This is a genomic window from Gordonia namibiensis NBRC 108229, assembly GCF_000298235.1.
GTDB lineage: Bacteria > Actinomycetota > Actinomycetes > Mycobacteriales > Mycobacteriaceae > Gordonia > Gordonia namibiensis.
The window spans coordinates 1-15,448 of sequence record NZ_BAHE01000018.1; the positions used below are offsets into that span (position 1 = coordinate 1).

A 15,448-nucleotide genomic window follows, 5' to 3' on the forward strand; every position below is an offset into this window, starting at 1 on the left:
GAGGGCGCGCAGCCGGCGCGGGCACACGACCCACGCCGTCGACTTCGCCGACGGCCGGCCGGTGCACCTGTTCGCCACCGTCCTCGCCGCGGCGGGCCGGGCACCCCAGTCGTCGGTCCGGATCGCCGCACCCGACCTGCGCGCCGCCGAACGCATCGGCCAGGAATCCAACCTCGTCGTCTTCGTAGTGGACCTGAGCGGATCGATGACCGCCCGCCGCCGCCTCTCCGCGGTCGCGGAACTGTGCGTCGAGATGCTGCGGGACTCCTACACGCGACGTGACCGGGTCGCCGTGGTCGTCGCACGCGGCGGTACCGCGACCTTGGCCGTGCCGCCCACCAAGTCGGTCGACATCGCGGTGCGCCGCCTCGCCGAGATCCGCACCGGTGGTCGGACACCGCTGGCCGAGGGGCTGACCCTGGCCGGCGACGTCGTCGAACGATGCCGCCGCACCGAACCGAACCGTCGGCCGCTCCTCGTCGTCCTCACCGACGGTCGGGCCACCTCCGGCCGGGATGCCCCGGCACGGGCGCGGGTCACGGCGTCGGCGATCCGACGCCGGAGCATCGAGTCGGTGGTCGTCGACTGCGAACAGGGGATGGTGCGGCTCGGCCTCGCCGCCGACCTCGCCTCTCACCTCGGCGCCGAATTGCTGACCATGGACGAACTGTCCGCGACCGCGCTGACCCGCGGTGCTGCCTGAGTCCCGCTACAAAGGAGACATCCAGTGCCCCAAGGGGTTCCCGCCTCGGTTCCCGACGACGGCCTGACCACCCGCCAGCGCCGGAACCAGCCCGTGCTGGCCGTGCACACCGGTGACGGCAAGGGGAAGTCCACCGCCGCCTTCGGCATGGCCATGCGCGCCTGGAACGCCGGTCTGCGGGTCGCGGTCTTCCAGTTCGTGAAGAGCGCCAAGTGGAAGGTCGGGGAGGAGTCGGCGTTGCTGGCTCTCGGCCAGTGCCACATCGACACCGGCGCCGGCGGTCCGGTGGAGTGGCACAAGATGGGCCAGGGATGGTCGTGGTTGCGGGCCAACACCGAGCACGCCGACGACCATGCCGGCGCGGCGCGCGCCGGCTGGGCCGAGATCGCCCGTCGGCTCGACGCCGGCGAACACGACTTCTACGTGCTCGACGAGTTCACCTACCCGCTCGACTGGGGCTGGGTCGACACCGACGAGGTCATCGAGACGCTCGCCCGACGCCCCGGACGTCAGCACGTCGTCATCACCGGCCGTCGCGCACCACAGGCGCTCGTCGGCGCCGCCGATCTCGTGACCGAGATGCGCAAGATCGCTCATCCGATGGATGCCGGCCGCAAGGGCCAGAAGGGCATCGAGTGGTGACCATGTCCCGTGCGACACCGGCGGTCGTGATCGCTGCCCCGTCCTCGGGCAGCGGTAAGACGACGGTGACGACAGGACTCATCGGCGCGTTGCGCGCGGCCGGTCACCGGGTCGCCCCGTTCAAGGTCGGTCCCGACTACATCGACCCCGGCTACCACGCCGTCGCCGCCGGGCGCCCGGGCCGCAACCTGGACCCGAATCTGGTGGGGGAGGACCTGATCGCACCACTGTTCGCCCACGGTTCGGCCGGCGCCGACATCGCCGTCGTCGAGGGTGTGATGGGGCTGTTCGACGGCCGCATCACCAGCGACGACCCCGACGCCGCCGGCACCGACGCGCTCGGTGTCGGTTCGACCGCACACGTCGCGTCGATCATCGGTGCACCCGTGGTGCTGGTCGTCGACGCAGGTGGGCACAGTCAGTCACTCGCCGCGGTGCTACACGGGTTCCTGTCCTACGACTCGTCGGTCCACATCGCCGGCGTCATCCTCAACCGGGTCGGCTCGCCGCGGCACGAGATGGTGCTGCGCCAGGCGTGCGCCCGCGTCGGCGTCCCGGTCTTCGGCGTGCTGCGTCGCGACCCGTCGCTGACCGTGCCGTCCCGACACCTCGGACTCATCCCCGCTGCCGAGCGCAGCGCCGACGCGGTCGCTGCCGTCGCGTCGATGACCGCTCACCTCCGCGACGCACTCGACCTGCCGGCGATCGTGGCCGCGGCCCGGCAGCGTCGGATCCCCGACGTCGCGCCCTGGTCGGCGGCCGAGGCCCTCGCTCCCTTTCTCGACGGCACACCCGCCTCGGCTACGCGGCCCGTCGTCGCGGTCGCCGGCGGAGCGGCGTTCACCTTCGGCTACGCCGAACACGCCGAGATGCTGCAGGCCGCGGGCGCCGAGGTCGTCGCGTTCGACCCGCTGTGCGACCGGCTTCCGCCGGACACCGCCGGCGTCGTGATCGGCGGCGGCTTCCCGGAGGAACACGCCGAGGAACTCGGCGCCAACCACGAACTGCGGGCCGACCTGCGTGCACACGCGGCCGCGGGCCGGCCGATCCACGCCGAATGCGCCGGTCTGGTCTACCTGGCCGACCGCCTCGACGACCGCCCGATGAGCGGAGTCCTCGACATCACCGGCAGCTTCGGACCGAAGCTGACTCTCGGCTACCGCGACGCCGTCGCCGTCGGCGACTCGGTGCTGTTCCGTGCCGGCGAGCGCGTCACCGGACACGAATTCCACCGAAGCACCGTGCATGTCGGGGACACGACGTCGCCCGCGTGGGCGTGGCGCGACGTCGAGGGGCGGCCCGCCACCGACGGCGTCGTCACCGATGCGGTCCACGCGTCGTATCTGCACCTGCACCCGGCGGCCATCCCGGAGTCGCTGTACCGCTTCGTGTCCCGAGTAGGCTCCTCGTCGTGGACGATGCCGACAAACTCCTCGATGCGGGCTCGCCCATGACGGCACGCCGACTCCGCGAGACCCTCGACGCCCTGGCGACCCACGGCGCGGACGACCCCGAACTGTTGCGCCAGCTGCTCGAGGCCGTGCTCGTGGTCGGTCAGGGCGTCGAACTCGACCGTGCCCTGCAGCGCATCGTCGAGGTGGCCGCCGGTCTGGTGGACGCGCAGTACGGCGCGCTGGGGGTCCGCGGTCCCGACGGCGGTCTGAGCGAGTTCGTCCACATCGGGATCACCGAGGCGCAGCGGTCGACGATGGGTCACCTGCCGGTCGGCCGTGGCGTATTGGGTCTGCTGATCGACGACCCGCGGCTGCACCGCATCCACGACCTCGGGTCGCATCCGACCTCGGTCGGGTTCCCGCCCAACCACCCGCCGATGCGCACCTTCCTCGGTGCGCCGATCCTGGTGCGCGGGGAGGTCTTCGGCAGTATCTACCTCACCGAGAAGCGCTCGGCCGACGACTTCTCCGAGGTCGACGAGACGGTCGTCGCGGTGCTCGCGGTGGCCGCCGGTATCGCCATCGACAACGCCGGACTCTTCGAACGGGCCCGCACCCGACACCAGTGGATGCAGGTGCTGGCGCGCCGCGGGTCGGAGCCGCTCGCCGGTATCGCCCTGTCGGACACCATGTCCCGGATGTGTGTGGACGTCGCCGACCTGGTGGGTGCGGTCGACGTATTCCTCCTCACCGAACTCGACGGCAAGGTGGAGTTGCGCGGTCACACGGGAGAGCGGATCGACATCGACAGCTTCACCGCACCGCATGCGAACGCGATCACCGTCCTGCGCGCCGGAACCATCGCGCCGTCGCTGGTGCGTCGGGGCGCCCGCTGGACGACCGTGCAGCCGCTGCAGCGGGCCTCGGGCGCCTTCGGCTGGATGATCATCACCCACCGCAACCGCCCGCACTGGGATTCCGAGGAGATCGCCGGACTGGCGGGCGTCGCCGAGATCGCCTCATTGGCCGTCGTCTACGCCGAGCAGCAGCAGATCGCCCGCGACCTCGAGGTGCTCGAGGACCGCCACCGCATCGCGCGCGACCTGCACGACCACGTGATCCAGCGACTGTTCGCCGTGGGCATGTCGGTGCAGACGCTTCTGGCCGGGTCGACCGATCCCGCCGCCGCCACCGCGCGGCTCGAACAGATCATGACCGACCTCGATCGCACGATCGCGCAGATCCGGACGTCGATCTTCGACCTGCAGACGGTCACCGCCGGTGCCGACGGGTCGACCCTGCGGCGCCGCGTCCTCGACATCGTCTCCGAACTGTCCGGGCACGCGTCGATCTCGCCGAGCGTCCAGTTCGACGGCCCCGTGGACACCGTGGTGCCGGACACGCTGGGACCCCATATCGACGCGGTGCTGCGCGAAGGGCTGAGCAACGCGCTGCGGCACGCGCAGGCCGAACACATCGCCGTCGCGGTCCGTGCCGACGACGTGCTGACGGTCGAGATCACCGACGACGGGGTCGGTATCGGCACCGACGTCACCTATCGCGGGCTGGAGAACCTGACCCGCCGCGCCGAGGAATGCGACGGGACGTTCAGTGTCGTGACCCGCCCGCGCGGCAACCGCGAGGAGGGCGGGACGACGCTGACCTGGTCGGTACCCTTGACCGGCTAGTTCCTGCCGTCACGCAGCTTGGTCGCCATCACCGCGACCTGGGTGCGGCGCTGCATGTCCAGCTTGCCGAGGATGCGGGACACGTAGTTCTTGATCGTCTTCTCCGCCAAGAACATCCGCTCGGCGATCTGGCGGTTCGTCAGACCCTCGCCGATGAGGTTGAACACCTCGCGTTCCTGATGGGTCAGCTCGGCCAGCGGGTCCTTCTCCTCCTGCCTGCCGTCGCGCAGCTTCGCCAGCAGGGCGGCGGTCGACCGGTCGTCGAGCAGCGAACCACCCTGTCCGACGGTGCGGACCGCGGCCACGAGGTTGTGGCCGAGGATCTGCTTGAGCACGAAGCCCGACGCTCCGGCGAGCACCGCGGCGAGCAGGGCGTCGTCGTCGGCGTAACTCGTCAGCATCAGGCACTTCACGTCCGGTTCGGCGGCACGGACATCGCGGCAGAGTTCGACACCGTTGCCGTCGGGCAACCGGACGTCGAGCACGGCCACGTCGGGCTTGGTCGCGAGGATGCCGACGAGGGCCTCACCGACCGATGCCGCCTCACCGACGACCTCGATGTCGTCTGCGGTGCCGAGGAGGTCGCGGAGTCCGCGTCGGACGAGTTCGTGGTCGTCGACGAGGTAGACGCGAACCGGTGTGGGGGTCGAATCGTCAGCCATGATCTGAACGTACCGGACCTTCTCAGCTGCGAGAACTCACAACCGGGCGTTGTGTCGGCCGCGACAGGGTCCCGGCCCTATTCGCGACGTCTGCCCCCATCGAAGCGGGACTTTCTCCCCACGAGCAACACCCGCCCCGGCGCGCACAGTGGTTGTCGACGGATTCTCGATCCGCCTGTCCCACCCGACCTTCGGACCAGGAGAGCACGTGACCACCCTCATCGGACCCCCGGAACTGACCAACAGCGGGATGACCGGATCGGACCTGCTGCGCGAACTGCTACCCGTGTGCGAGACCGAGGTGGAGCGTCACATGCGGATGACCAAGGACTGGCATCCGCACGATTACGTGCCGTGGGACTCCGGCCGCAACTTCGCGATGCTCGGCGGCATCGACTGGGACCCGGAACAGTCGCAGCTGTCGGAGACCGCCAAGGCCGCGATGATCACCAACCTGCTCACCGAGGACAACCTGCCGTCGTACCACCGGGTCATCGCCCAGAACTTCAGTCTCGACGACGCGTGGGGCTGGTGGGTCGGCCGGTGGACCGCCGAGGAGAACCGCCACTCGGTGGTCATGCGCGACTACCTCGTCGTCACCCGCGGTGTAGACCCGGTCGAGCTCGAAGAGATCCGCATGGCCCACATGACGTCGGGCTTCAACCCGCTGCCCGAGGACGACGGACAGCGCGACCACAGCTTCGACATGCTCTATGCCGTCGCCTATGTCAGCTTCCAGGAACTCGCCACCCGCGTCTCGCACCGCAACACCGGAAAGGCCTGCGGCGACCCGATCGCCGACCGCATGCTGCAGCGCGTGGCGGCCGACGAGAACCTGCACATGCTCTTCTACCGCAACATCGTCGCCGGCGCCCTCGACCTGGTGCCCGACCAGACGATGGCCGCGATCTACGCGATCGTCTCCAACTTCCAGATGCCCGGCGCCACCATGCCGAACTTCCGGCGCAACGCGGTGCTCATCGCCAAGGGCGGCATCTACGACCTGCCGCAGCACATGTCCGAGGTGGTCATGCCGGTGCTGCGTAAGTGGCGCATCTTCGAACGCGAGGACTTCGGTCCGCTCGGTGAGCACTACCGCGAACAGCTCGCCGCCTTCCTCGAGGACATGAACGTCAAGGTCGAGAAGTTCGAGGCCTCGCGCGAGCGTGCCCTGCAGCGCGAGCGGGCCCGGGGTCGCGCATGACGAACACACAGCCGGCGCGGGTGGACTGCGATCGCGGTTTCGCCACGGCGATCTCGATGGCCGAGGCGGCCGCCGACCGGAACCCGGCGTGGTGGAACGAGATCCGCATGAGCGCCGACGACGTGCTCGACGCCTCCTACTGCAGTTCCAAGCTGCTCGGGGCGCTGTTGCAGTCGGCCGCGCACCGGCTCGGTGTGCCGGCCGCCGACGTCTGGGCCCACATCCGCCGTACCGGGGAACTGCCGCTCTAGACCGGGCCGGCGGGCAGCTGTAGATCACACCGGCGGGCGCCGGGGACGTGGCGGCCGCCCGGTAGTGTTCCGTCCCATGTCTGGTCACTACCTCGTGGGCCTCGACCTCGCGGGCCGCAGGGTGGTCGTCGTGGGCGGCGGTTCCGTCGCGCAGCGTCGGCTGCCGAACCTCATCGCGGCCGGAGCCGACGTGCACGTCATCGCCATCGACCCGACGCCGGCCGTCGAGTCGTTCCAGGGCATCACCGTGACCCGCCGCGCGTACGCCGACGGCGACCTCGAAGGTGCCTGGTACGTCATGGCCTGCACCGACGACCCGGCGGTCAACGCGGCGGTCGTCGCCGAGGCCGAGCGCCGCCACACCTTCTGCGTGCGCGCCGACGACGCACAGTACGGAACCGCGGTCACCCCGGCGTCCGCCCGGCACCGCGACGTCCAGTTCGGCGTCCTAGCCGGTGGCGATCACAAGCTGTCGGCCGCGTTGCGCGCCGCGATCAGCCGCGCCTTGGCCGAGGGCTCGCTGACCGTCGACGACGTCGAGCCGCACGCCCCGGGTGTCGCGCTGGTCGGCGGAGGTCCCGGAGATCCCGACCTCATCACCGTGCGGGGTCAGCGACTGCTCGCCGAGGCCGACGTCGTCGTCGCCGACCGTCTCGCGCCGGCCGAACTGCTCGAATCACTCGGCCCGCAGGTCGAGATCATCGACGCCGCCAAGGTTCCCTACGGCCGCGCGATGAAGCAGGAGGCCATCAACGACGTCCTCGTGGCGCGCGCCAGGGAGGGCAAGTTCGTCGTCCGGCTCAAGGGCGGCGACCCCTATGTCTACGGTCGCGGCTTCGAGGAGCTGCAGGCCTGCGTCGCCGCCGGTGTACCGGTCACCGTGGTGCCGGGCATCAGCAGCTCGATCGCCGCACCTGCGTCGGCCGGCATCCCGGTGACCCACCGCGGCGTCACCCACGAGGTGGTCATCGCCTCCGGCCACGTCCCGCCCGGGCACCCCGACTCGCTGATCGACTGGTCGGCGATGGGCAAGCTGCGCGGCACGCTCGTGCTGATGATGGCTGTCGAACGCGTCGACGTCTTCGCCGATGCCCTCCTCGAGGGCGGCCGGCCCGCCGACACCCCGGTCGCCATGATCGAGAACGGATCGCTGCCGACACAGCGACTGCTGCGGACCGATCTCGCGCATGCCGCCGAGGTCGCCGAGGCCGAGGGGTTGCGACCGCCGGCCATCGTCGTCATCGGCCAGGTGGCCGCGTTCACCGAAGGCGCCTGAACCGCACGATCCGGGACATCGAACCAACGGGGATTGGCACATCGGCGCGCTCGGCCGGTACCGTCGTGCCTTATGTCGAATCCCGGATCCGTGCACGCTGGAACTGTGGACACCTCCCAGTTCCGTCCGGTCTTCGGACTGCCGATCCTGGTGCTGTCCGGAATGCAGCTGCTCATGGTGCTCGACGGCACCGTCGCGGCGCTGGCCCTCCCACGGATTCGCGACGCCCTCAGCCTCTCCGAGTCGAGCGCCAACTGGGTCATCTCCAGCTACGTCCTGGCCTTCGGCGGACTGATGCTGCTCGGTGGCCGCCTCGGCGACACCTTCGGCCGCAAGCGGATGTTCATCGTCGGCGTCGTGGCCTTCACCCTGACCTCACTCCTGTGCGGTCTCGCGTGGAACGAGGGGAGCCTGATCGTCGGCCGAGCGCTGCAGGGGGCGTCGGCCGCGATCGCCGCCCCGACCGCGATGGCCCTGGTCGCGACCACGTTCGCGCCGGGCAAACCCCGCAGCCAGGCCTTCGCCATCTATGCGGCGATGACCGGCGTCGGCTCGGTCGCCGGCCTGATCCTGGGCGGCGTGCTGACCGAGGTGTCCTGGCGACTCGTGTTCCTCATCAACGTGCCCATCGGCCTGGTCGTCGTGATCGGGGCGATCATCGCGCTGCGCGAATCGCAGGGTGAGCGTCTGCCGCTCGACGTCCCCGGCGCGGTGCTCGGCACCCTCGGCTGCACCCTGCTGGTGCTCGGCGTCAACGAGGGTCCCAACGGTTGGGGTTCGCCCGTCGTCATCGGCTCGTTCGTGCTCGGCGTGCTGGCGCTCATCGCCTTCGTGGTGGTCGAGCGCCGCGCCGCCAACCCGATCCTGCCGTTCTCGCTGTTCGACAACGCCTCTCGCGTCGCGGCGCTCGGGGCGATCCTGTTCGCCAGCATGATCATGATGTGCATGGCGGTCTTCATCTCGCTGTACCTGCAGGGAATCCTGAAGTACTCGCCGATCCAGAGCGGTCTCGCCGTCGTGCCCTTCGCCTTCGGACTGGGTATCGCCGCGGCGATCGCGTCGAAGCTCGCGCTGATGATCCAGCCGCGCTGGCTGGTCCTGGTCGGCGGCGCGGTCATCCTCGCCGGCTGCTTCTACGCCTCGTCGATCGCCACCGACGCCCCCGATTACTTCCCGGGGATCTTCCTGCCGGTCATCGTGATCGGCTTCGGCGTGGGCCTCGCCGTCATCCCGCTGACCCTGTCGGTGGTGGCCGGAGTCGGACCCAATGAGATCGGTCCGCTGACCGCGCTCGCGCAGGTCGCGCAGAACCTCGGCGGTGCGGTCGGCCTCGTCGTCGTCGGTGCGATGGTGACGTCGCGGGCGCTGTCCAAGGGCGGCACCACCGCACCCGTCGAGACGATGAACCCGGCACAGCTGGCCGCGCAGGCGGAGGGCTACGGTCTCGCGTTCGCGGCCTGCGCCGGCATCGCGGTCATCGCCGCGGTCGTCGTGCTGTTCATGCGATTCACCCCGGAACAGGTCGCCGAGGGGCAGGCCGCCCAGGAAGCAGCCGACGCCGGCGTCGAGTGATCAGTCGGTGATGACGACGATCTGGTCGGGTGCGGCGATCTCGACGCGTTGACCGGCGTCGGACAGGACCGCGGCCAGACCGTCGATGTCGCGCACGTTGCGTCGTGTGCGCACCAGTTCGCGCGCCATCAGGCCCTTGTAGTGCTTGTTGAAGTGACTCACGACCTTGCGTGAGCCGTCGGGCTGTTCGGTCATCACCGTCGCGGTGACCGCACCCTCGACCGGGCCGAGCTGCTGGTACACCCCCGAGCGCAGGTCCACGACGAAGTCCTCCACCGCGTCGAGTGCGGGCGACAGCTCCGGTTTCCAGATCGACGCCAGCGTCGGCATGCCGGGCAGCTTCGATCCACCCGACAGCCGGTAGGCGGGAATCGCGTCGGCGGCACGCACCACACCGAACAGGGCCGAGCCGATGGCCAGACGTGCGGCGGCCTTGGTCTTGCCCGCCTTGGTGAGCGAGGCGTGGTCGAGGGCGTCGTAGAGGACGCCGGTGTAGCGCTCGATGGCCGGCCGGGTGGGGGAGAGCCACAGGTCGGCGTTGCGGTCCACCTCGGAGAGTTGGGTGGCGCCCAGGCCGAGTGCCTTGCGGCTGGCGTCGAGGTCGCCGGCGAGGTCGACGATGGCCTCGCCGATCCGTTTGCGGACAGGATTCAGCTCGGGAAACGACAGGCTGTCGAGATCGAGGGGAGCCCCGTGCCCACCGTCGGATTTGGTCTCGGAGGGAGGGAGGATGACGAGCACCGGAACACCATAACTAAGCTGGATTGTCGTGATCACACGCATGTCGACCCTGTTCCTGCGGACCCTGCGCGACGACCCGGCCGATGCCGAGGTGCCCAGCCACAAGTTGCTGGTGAGAGCGGGCTACGTCCGCCGCGTCGCGCCCGGCGTCTACTCCTGGCTCCCGCTGGGTCTGCGCGTGCTCAAGGCCATCGAGAAGGTGGTGCGCGAGGAGATGAACGCGATCGGCGGCCAGGAGATCCTGCTGCCGGCGCTGCTGCCGCGCGAACCGTACGAGGCCACCAACCGCTGGACCGAGTACGGCGACGCCCTGTTCCGCCTCAAGGACCGCAAGGGTGCCGACATGCTCCTCGGACCCACGCACGAGGAGCTCTTCGCCACCCTGGTCAAGGGCGAATACTCGTCCTACAAGGACATGCCGGTCATCCTGTACCAGATCCAGACCAAGTACCGCGACGAGGAGCGTCCGCGCGCGGGCATCCTCCGCGGCCGCGAGTTCGTGATGAAGGACGCCTACTCCTTCGACCTCGACGACGACGGCCTCAAGAAGGCCTACAACCTGCACCGCGAGGCCTACCAGAAGATCTTCGAGCGCCTGCAGATCAAGTACGTCATCGTCTCCGCCACCTCCGGCGCGATGGGTGGCAGCGCCTCCGAGGAGTTCTTGGCCGAGTCCGAGGTCGGCGAGGACACCTTCGTGCGATGCCTGGAGTCGGGTTACGCGGCCAACGTCGAGGCGGTCGTCACGCATGCGCCCGACCCGAAGCCGATCGACGGCCTGCCCGAGGCGGTCGTGCACGACACCCCGGGTACCGAGACCATCGCGAGCCTGGTCGAGTGGGCCAATGCGAACCTCGACGGCGAGTACACCGCCGCCGACACCCTCAAGAACGTGATGGTGAAACTTCATGCGCCGGGCAAGGATCCCGAGATCGTCGGCGTCGGTGTGCCCGGCGACCGCGAGGTGGACCTCAAGCGTCTCGAGGCCTCCGTCTCGCCGGCCGAGGTCGAACTGCTCACCGACGCGGACTTCGCCGCCAACCCGTTCCTGGTGAAGGGGTACATCGGTCCGAAGGCCTTGCAGGCCAACGGTGTCCGCTACCTCGTCGACCCCCGCGTGGTCGACGGGACCTCGTGGATCACCGGAGCCGACGAACCCGGCCGCCACACGTTCGGGCTGGTCGCCGGCCGTGACTTCACCCCGGACGGCACGATCGAGGCCGCCGAGGTGCGCGACGGCGACCCGTCGCCGGACGGTGCGGGAAAGCTGGTGAGCGCCAAGGGGATCGAGATCGGACACATCTTCCAGCTCGGGCAGAAGTACACCGACGCCTTCGAGGTCGACGTACTCGGTGAGAACGGCAAGCCGGTCCGATTGACCCAGGGCTCCTACGGAGTCGGTGTGTCACGTCTGGTGGCGGTCATCGCCGAACAGTCGCACGACGACAAGGGACTGCGCTGGCCGAAGACCGTGGCGCCGTTCGCGGTTCACCTGGTCATCGCCAACAAGGACGAGGCCGCGATCGCCGGTGCCGAGCAGCTCGCCGCTGACCTCGACGCCGCCGGACTCGAGGTGCTCCTCGACGACCGCAAGGCCTCGCCCGGCGTGAAGTTCAAGGACGCCGAGCTCCTCGGCATGCCGACGGTCGTGGTCGTCGGACGCGGTTATGCCAACGGCACCATCGAGATCCGCGACCGGTTCACCGGTGAGGCCACCGAGGTGGCCGTCGACGGCGCAGTGGACGCGGTCGTCGCCGCGGCGCGCGGCTGAGACTCAGCCCTGCTCTTGATCAACCCGAGACAGGAGACCCCGGGAACGCGACCGTGACCGGGGTTTCCTGTAGCAGTGCACGCCACGTGGCGGCGCGGACCGCAGAAGCCGACAGACCGTCGACGCCGATCCGGCGACCCGGCTCGTCGTCGGCCTGCTCGAGCAACGCCCGGTATGCGGTGGTGCAGTCGACCTCTGCCGCGAGGGCTGCCCGAGCGGCGGTCTCGGGGTCGGTGACCTCCACCGGAAGCGTGTAACCGGCCGCGGCCAGGGGCGGTGTGCCACCGGCGGCGGTGATGGCCCGGTCGATCTCGTCCCGGCGGGCGCGGTGCTCGGCGGCGTAGTCGCCGACCATGCGTCGGCGCGCGGCCGCGACGAATGCGGTGATCACCCCGTAGGTGAAGATCGCGGCGTTCTCGGCGTCGGCGGCGACGACGAGCGGATCGCCGGTGTCGGCCGCCGGGGAGGGGACGGGGCTGGTCATGCCAGTTGCACCTCTCGCATCGAGGTCACGGCGGCCGCGACCGATCCGGCCAGACCGGCCGGGTATCCGGACAGGGAGATCGCCACATCGCGCGCCTCGCCGGAGGACTGCTCGAGTCCGGCGCGCAGGCCCACCAGGGTCGGCGGTCCGCCCGGTGCGGGTGCCGCCGAGGGGGCCGGTTCGTCGATGGTGGCCGCGACGCCCTGGTCCAGCCGGATGATCTCCTCACGCAGCGCCCGTGCGTGCTCGGCGCGTTGGTCTGCGACAACGGCGAGGGCGGCGGCATATCGCGGCTCGGCGCCGGCGAGTGATCGGGCACTCTTCTCGTCGCCGAGGGCACTGCGCACGAGCGGTACCAACCGCTCGGCGGTCCTGGCCTCCTCCGACGGTCCGGTGCTGCACCCCGACACGCCGACGGCACCCAGGCCGGCCACCGCGACCCCTGCCACGAGTCCTCCGCGCAGCACGGTGCGCCGATCCAATGTGGTCACGCGACACATGATGCCAGCCGCGAAACGAAGGTGGTCGGGGCATGCCTCGGGATCCACTAGGATGTGTCGGAGCAACTTCGTGCGAGACCCTGCACGGCCCGACAACTGAAGACGAGGGGAGTGGCATGCCGATCAGCCCGCCGCAGGTGAGTGAACTCGTCGAAAAGCTTGTCGTAGAGCAAGGTTTCGACCTCGAAGACGTCACCGTCAACCGACGCGACGGCCAGGACGAACTGACGATCGTCGTCGATCGCGACGGCGGCAGCGATCTCGACGTTCTCGCCGATCTGTCCAACCGGATCTCCGAGGTCCTCGACGCGGCACCAGAACTCGCCGACGAGGACCCCTATGTCCTCGAGGTGACCTCGCCCGGCGTCGATCGTCCCCTGACCCTCCCGCGGCACTGGCGTCGCAACACCGGACGCCGCGTCGCCGTCGACCTCGCCCCGGTCGAGGGGAGCGAGGAGCGGACCCTCACCGGCCGCATCGGCAAGCTCGACGAGACCAGCGTCGAGATCGTGATGAACCACCGCGGACGGATCGCGGTGGAGACCATCCCGTTCGAGGCGGTGACGAGAGCCGTGGTGCAGGTCGACTTCTCGCAGCCGAGCGTCGCCGAACTCGAACTCTGCGGCCTCGACGCCGACGAGATCGAGCGCCGCCGGACGCGCGACCGCACGCAACTGAACAACTGAACAACCGAAGAACTGAACAGCAGTGACAAGTGAACAGCGGCGACAAGTGAATAGGAGCCAGACCCCATGAACATCGACATCGGCGCACTGCGCATGATCGAGGCCGACAAGGGCATCTCGATCGAGACGGTCATCACCGCCATCGAGACCGCCCTGCTGACCGCCTACCGTCACACCGACGGCTTCGCGCCGCATGCGCGTGTCGACATCAACCGCAAGTCCGGTGCAGTCCGCGTGATGGCACAGGAACTCGACCAGAACGGTGACGTCGTCCACGAGTGGGACGACACCCCCGAGGGCTTCGGCCGGATCGCGGCCACCACCGCACGCCAGGTCATCCTGCAGCGCCTCCGCGACGCCGAGAACGAGAAGAACTTCGGCGACCTGGTGGCACACGAGGGCGAGATCGTCGGCGGCGTGGTGCAGCAGGACTCCCGCGCCAACGCCCGCGGAATGGTCGTGGTGCAGATCGGCAGCGATGCCAACAGCACCGAGGGCGTCATCCCGCCCGCCGAGCAGGTACCCGGCGAGGTCTACACCCACGGCGACCGCATCAAGTGCTACGTCGTCGGCGTCAGCCGCGGCCCCCGCGGACCGCAGATCACGCTGTCGCGTACCCACCCGAACCTGGTCCGCAAGCTGTTCTCGCTCGAGGTGCCCGAGATCGAGGACGGTTCGGTGGAGATCGTCGCGGTCGCCCGCGAGGCCGGCCACCGGTCCAAGATCGCCGTGCACACCGGTGTCGCCGGGCTCAACGCCAAGGGCGCGTGCATCGGCCCGATGGGTCAGCGTGTGCGCAACGTCATGAGCGAACTGGCCGGCGAGAAGATCGACATCATCGACTTCGATTCCGATCCCGGTGTGTTCGTCGGGAATGCTCTGTCCCCGGCGAAGGTTGTATCGGTCACCGTGGTCGACGCGGCCGCGAAGGCGGCCCGGGTCGTCGTGCCGGACTATCAGCTCTCCCTCGCCATCGGCAAGGAAGGGCAGAACGCCCGTCTGGCCGCCCGGCTGACCGGTTGGCGGATCGACATCCGCTCCGACGCAGCCCCCGCGGTCGAGGGGGGACCCGAGTGACATGAGTGGCAGCCGATTGTTCGCAACCCGCCCGGTCGCGCTAGACTGATCGATGGTTCAGCGATCCGCCCCCCGCACGTCAACCAATCACAGGCCGGTACGGATGTGTATCGGTTGCCGGCAACGGGCAGAGGCCACCGAGTTGGTTCGTGTCGTCGCGCAGCAGCGTGACGGCACCCCAGTGCTCGTGGCCGATCCCGCGAAGACCATGCCGGGACGTGGCGCTTGGTTGCATGCGAGGGCGGAGTGCATCTCCGTCGCGACGCGACGCAGGGCCTTCGCCGCGGCACTCCGGACCCCCGGTCTGACCGCGGACCCGGACGATCTCGCCGAACAGCTCGGCGTGATCACCCACTAAAGATGGCTCCTCGGAGCCGGAACAGGTTGCAGAAGACATGAGCACACCGTGAAGTCCCCACGATGAGCATGTACCGGACATAAATCGAGGCCGTAGCGGGTTAGCCGCTTGGCCTCCAGCAAAGGAGAGCAGTGGCAGGCAAAGCCCGCGTGCACGAACTGGCCAAAGAGCTCGGTGTGACGAGCAAGCAGGTGCTCGAGCGCCTGAAGGAACAGGGCGAGTTCGTCAAATCGGCGTCGTCGACGGTAGAGGCCCCAGTGGCCCGTCGACTGCGTGAATCATTCCCCGGCAAGGACGGGGGAGCCAAGGACGGCGGATCGTCGTCGGCACCCGCTCCTCGCCAGTCGGCCAAGCCCGGACCCAAGCCGTCCGGCGCGCCGAAGCCCGGTGCCGCCCCGGCAGTGCCGGCCGAGCGTCCCGCCCCGGGACCCCAGACCAG

General features: G+C 69.5%; 17 protein-coding genes. 13 read left to right on the plus strand and 4 right to left on the minus strand.

Annotation, left to right across the window (positions count from 1 at the left end; genetic code table 11):
• From GONAM_RS11150 to GONAM_RS11165, 4 genes are all read left to right on the plus strand, one after another.
• Positions 1-703: VWA domain-containing protein (locus GONAM_RS11150; protein ID WP_006866871.1), on the plus strand; the 703-nt coding region annotated here is incomplete at its 5' end.
• A 24-nt stretch (positions 704-727) separates the two neighbouring features.
• A complete protein-coding gene (gene cobO, locus GONAM_RS11155) occupies positions 728-1,345 on the plus strand; it encodes a cob(I)yrinic acid a,c-diamide adenosyltransferase (RefSeq protein WP_006866872.1) in 618 nt (205 codons plus the stop codon).
• A gap of 2 nt (positions 1,346-1,347) precedes the next feature.
• Positions 1,348-2,799 (plus strand): cobyrinic acid a,c-diamide synthase CobB, encoded by a 1,452-nt coding sequence (locus GONAM_RS11160; protein ID WP_040536163.1) that lies wholly within the window; start codon positions 1,348-1,350, stop codon positions 2,797-2,799.
• The gene (locus GONAM_RS11165; protein ID WP_040536167.1) at positions 2,796-4,427 is read left to right on the plus strand and encodes a GAF domain-containing sensor histidine kinase; all 1,632 of its coding nucleotides are present in this window, start codon (positions 2,796-2,798) and stop codon (positions 4,425-4,427) included. Before GONAM_RS11160 ends, GONAM_RS11165 begins: the two co-directional genes overlap by 4 nt.
• Here GONAM_RS11165 and GONAM_RS11170 read toward each other — a convergent pair.
• The gene (locus GONAM_RS11170; protein ID WP_006866875.1) at positions 4,424-5,089 is read right to left on the minus strand and encodes a response regulator; all 666 of its coding nucleotides are present in this window, start codon (positions 5,087-5,089) and stop codon (positions 4,424-4,426) included. The two genes, GONAM_RS11165 and GONAM_RS11170, sit on opposite strands and share 4 nt — an antisense overlap.
• 208 nt (positions 5,090-5,297) lie before the next feature.
• On the opposite strand from GONAM_RS11170, the gene GONAM_RS11175 reads away from it, so the two are divergent.
• From GONAM_RS11175 to GONAM_RS11190, 4 genes are all read left to right on the plus strand, one after another.
• Entirely contained in the window at positions 5,298-6,293 is a 996-nt protein-coding gene (locus GONAM_RS11175; RefSeq protein ID WP_006866876.1) for an acyl-ACP desaturase, read from the plus strand.
• Positions 6,290-6,544, plus strand: coding sequence for a hypothetical protein (locus GONAM_RS11180; protein WP_006866877.1), 255 nt, complete (start codon positions 6,290-6,292; stop codon positions 6,542-6,544). The genes GONAM_RS11175 and GONAM_RS11180 overlap by 4 nt, the downstream gene beginning before the upstream one ends.
• 76 nt (positions 6,545-6,620) lie before the next feature.
• Positions 6,621-7,820, plus strand: a complete 1,200-nt coding sequence (gene cobA / locus GONAM_RS11185) for a uroporphyrinogen-III C-methyltransferase (protein WP_006866878.1) — start codon at positions 6,621-6,623, stop codon at positions 7,818-7,820.
• A gap of 72 nt (positions 7,821-7,892) precedes the next feature.
• Positions 7,893-9,392: a DHA2 family efflux MFS transporter permease subunit gene (locus GONAM_RS11190; protein WP_040536158.1), complete on the plus strand. Its 1,500-nt coding sequence runs from the start codon at positions 7,893-7,895 to the stop codon at positions 9,390-9,392.
• Here GONAM_RS11190 and yaaA read toward each other — a convergent pair whose 3' ends face one another.
• Positions 9,393-10,175: a peroxide stress protein YaaA gene (yaaA, locus tag GONAM_RS11195; protein WP_006866880.1), complete on the minus strand. Its 783-nt coding sequence runs from the start codon at positions 10,173-10,175 to the stop codon at positions 9,393-9,395.
• Between yaaA and GONAM_RS11200 the strand changes: the two genes are divergently transcribed.
• On the plus strand, positions 10,174-11,904 hold the full coding sequence (locus tag GONAM_RS11200; protein WP_006866881.1) for a proline--tRNA ligase: 1,731 nt from the start codon (positions 10,174-10,176) through the stop codon (positions 11,902-11,904). The two genes, yaaA and GONAM_RS11200, sit on opposite strands and share 2 nt — an antisense overlap.
• Positions 11,905-11,923: 19 nt before the next feature.
• On the opposite strand, the gene GONAM_RS11205 is transcribed toward GONAM_RS11200, so the two are convergent.
• A complete protein-coding gene (locus tag GONAM_RS11205; protein ID WP_006866882.1) occupies positions 11,924-12,388 on the minus strand; it encodes a ferritin-like domain-containing protein in 465 nt (154 codons plus the stop codon).
• Positions 12,385-12,888: a hypothetical protein gene (locus GONAM_RS11210; protein ID WP_051992540.1), complete on the minus strand. Its 504-nt coding sequence runs from the start codon at positions 12,886-12,888 to the stop codon at positions 12,385-12,387. Before GONAM_RS11210 ends, GONAM_RS11205 begins: the two co-directional genes overlap by 4 nt.
• Positions 12,889-13,004: 116 nt before the next feature.
• On the opposite strand from GONAM_RS11210, the gene rimP reads away from it, so the two are divergent.
• The 4 genes from rimP to GONAM_RS11230 form a co-directional block, all read left to right on the plus strand.
• Positions 13,005-13,574 (plus strand): ribosome maturation factor RimP, encoded by a 570-nt coding sequence (gene rimP, locus GONAM_RS11215; RefSeq protein ID WP_006866884.1) that lies wholly within the window; start codon positions 13,005-13,007, stop codon positions 13,572-13,574.
• Between the two features lie 66 nt (positions 13,575-13,640).
• Entirely contained in the window at positions 13,641-14,651 is a 1,011-nt protein-coding gene (gene nusA, locus GONAM_RS11220; RefSeq protein ID WP_006866885.1) for a transcription termination factor NusA, read from the plus strand.
• A gap of 103 nt (positions 14,652-14,754) precedes the next feature.
• Positions 14,755-15,009 carry a YlxR family protein gene (locus GONAM_RS11225; RefSeq protein ID WP_006866886.1) on the plus strand — a complete coding sequence of 85 codons (255 nt, stop codon included), beginning with the start codon at positions 14,755-14,757 and terminating at the stop codon, positions 15,007-15,009.
• Between the two features lie 131 nt (positions 15,010-15,140).
• Positions 15,141-15,448, plus strand: a 308-nt coding sequence (locus GONAM_RS11230) for a translation initiation factor IF-2 N-terminal domain-containing protein (RefSeq protein WP_006866887.1), incomplete at its 3' end; no start/stop codon positions are given.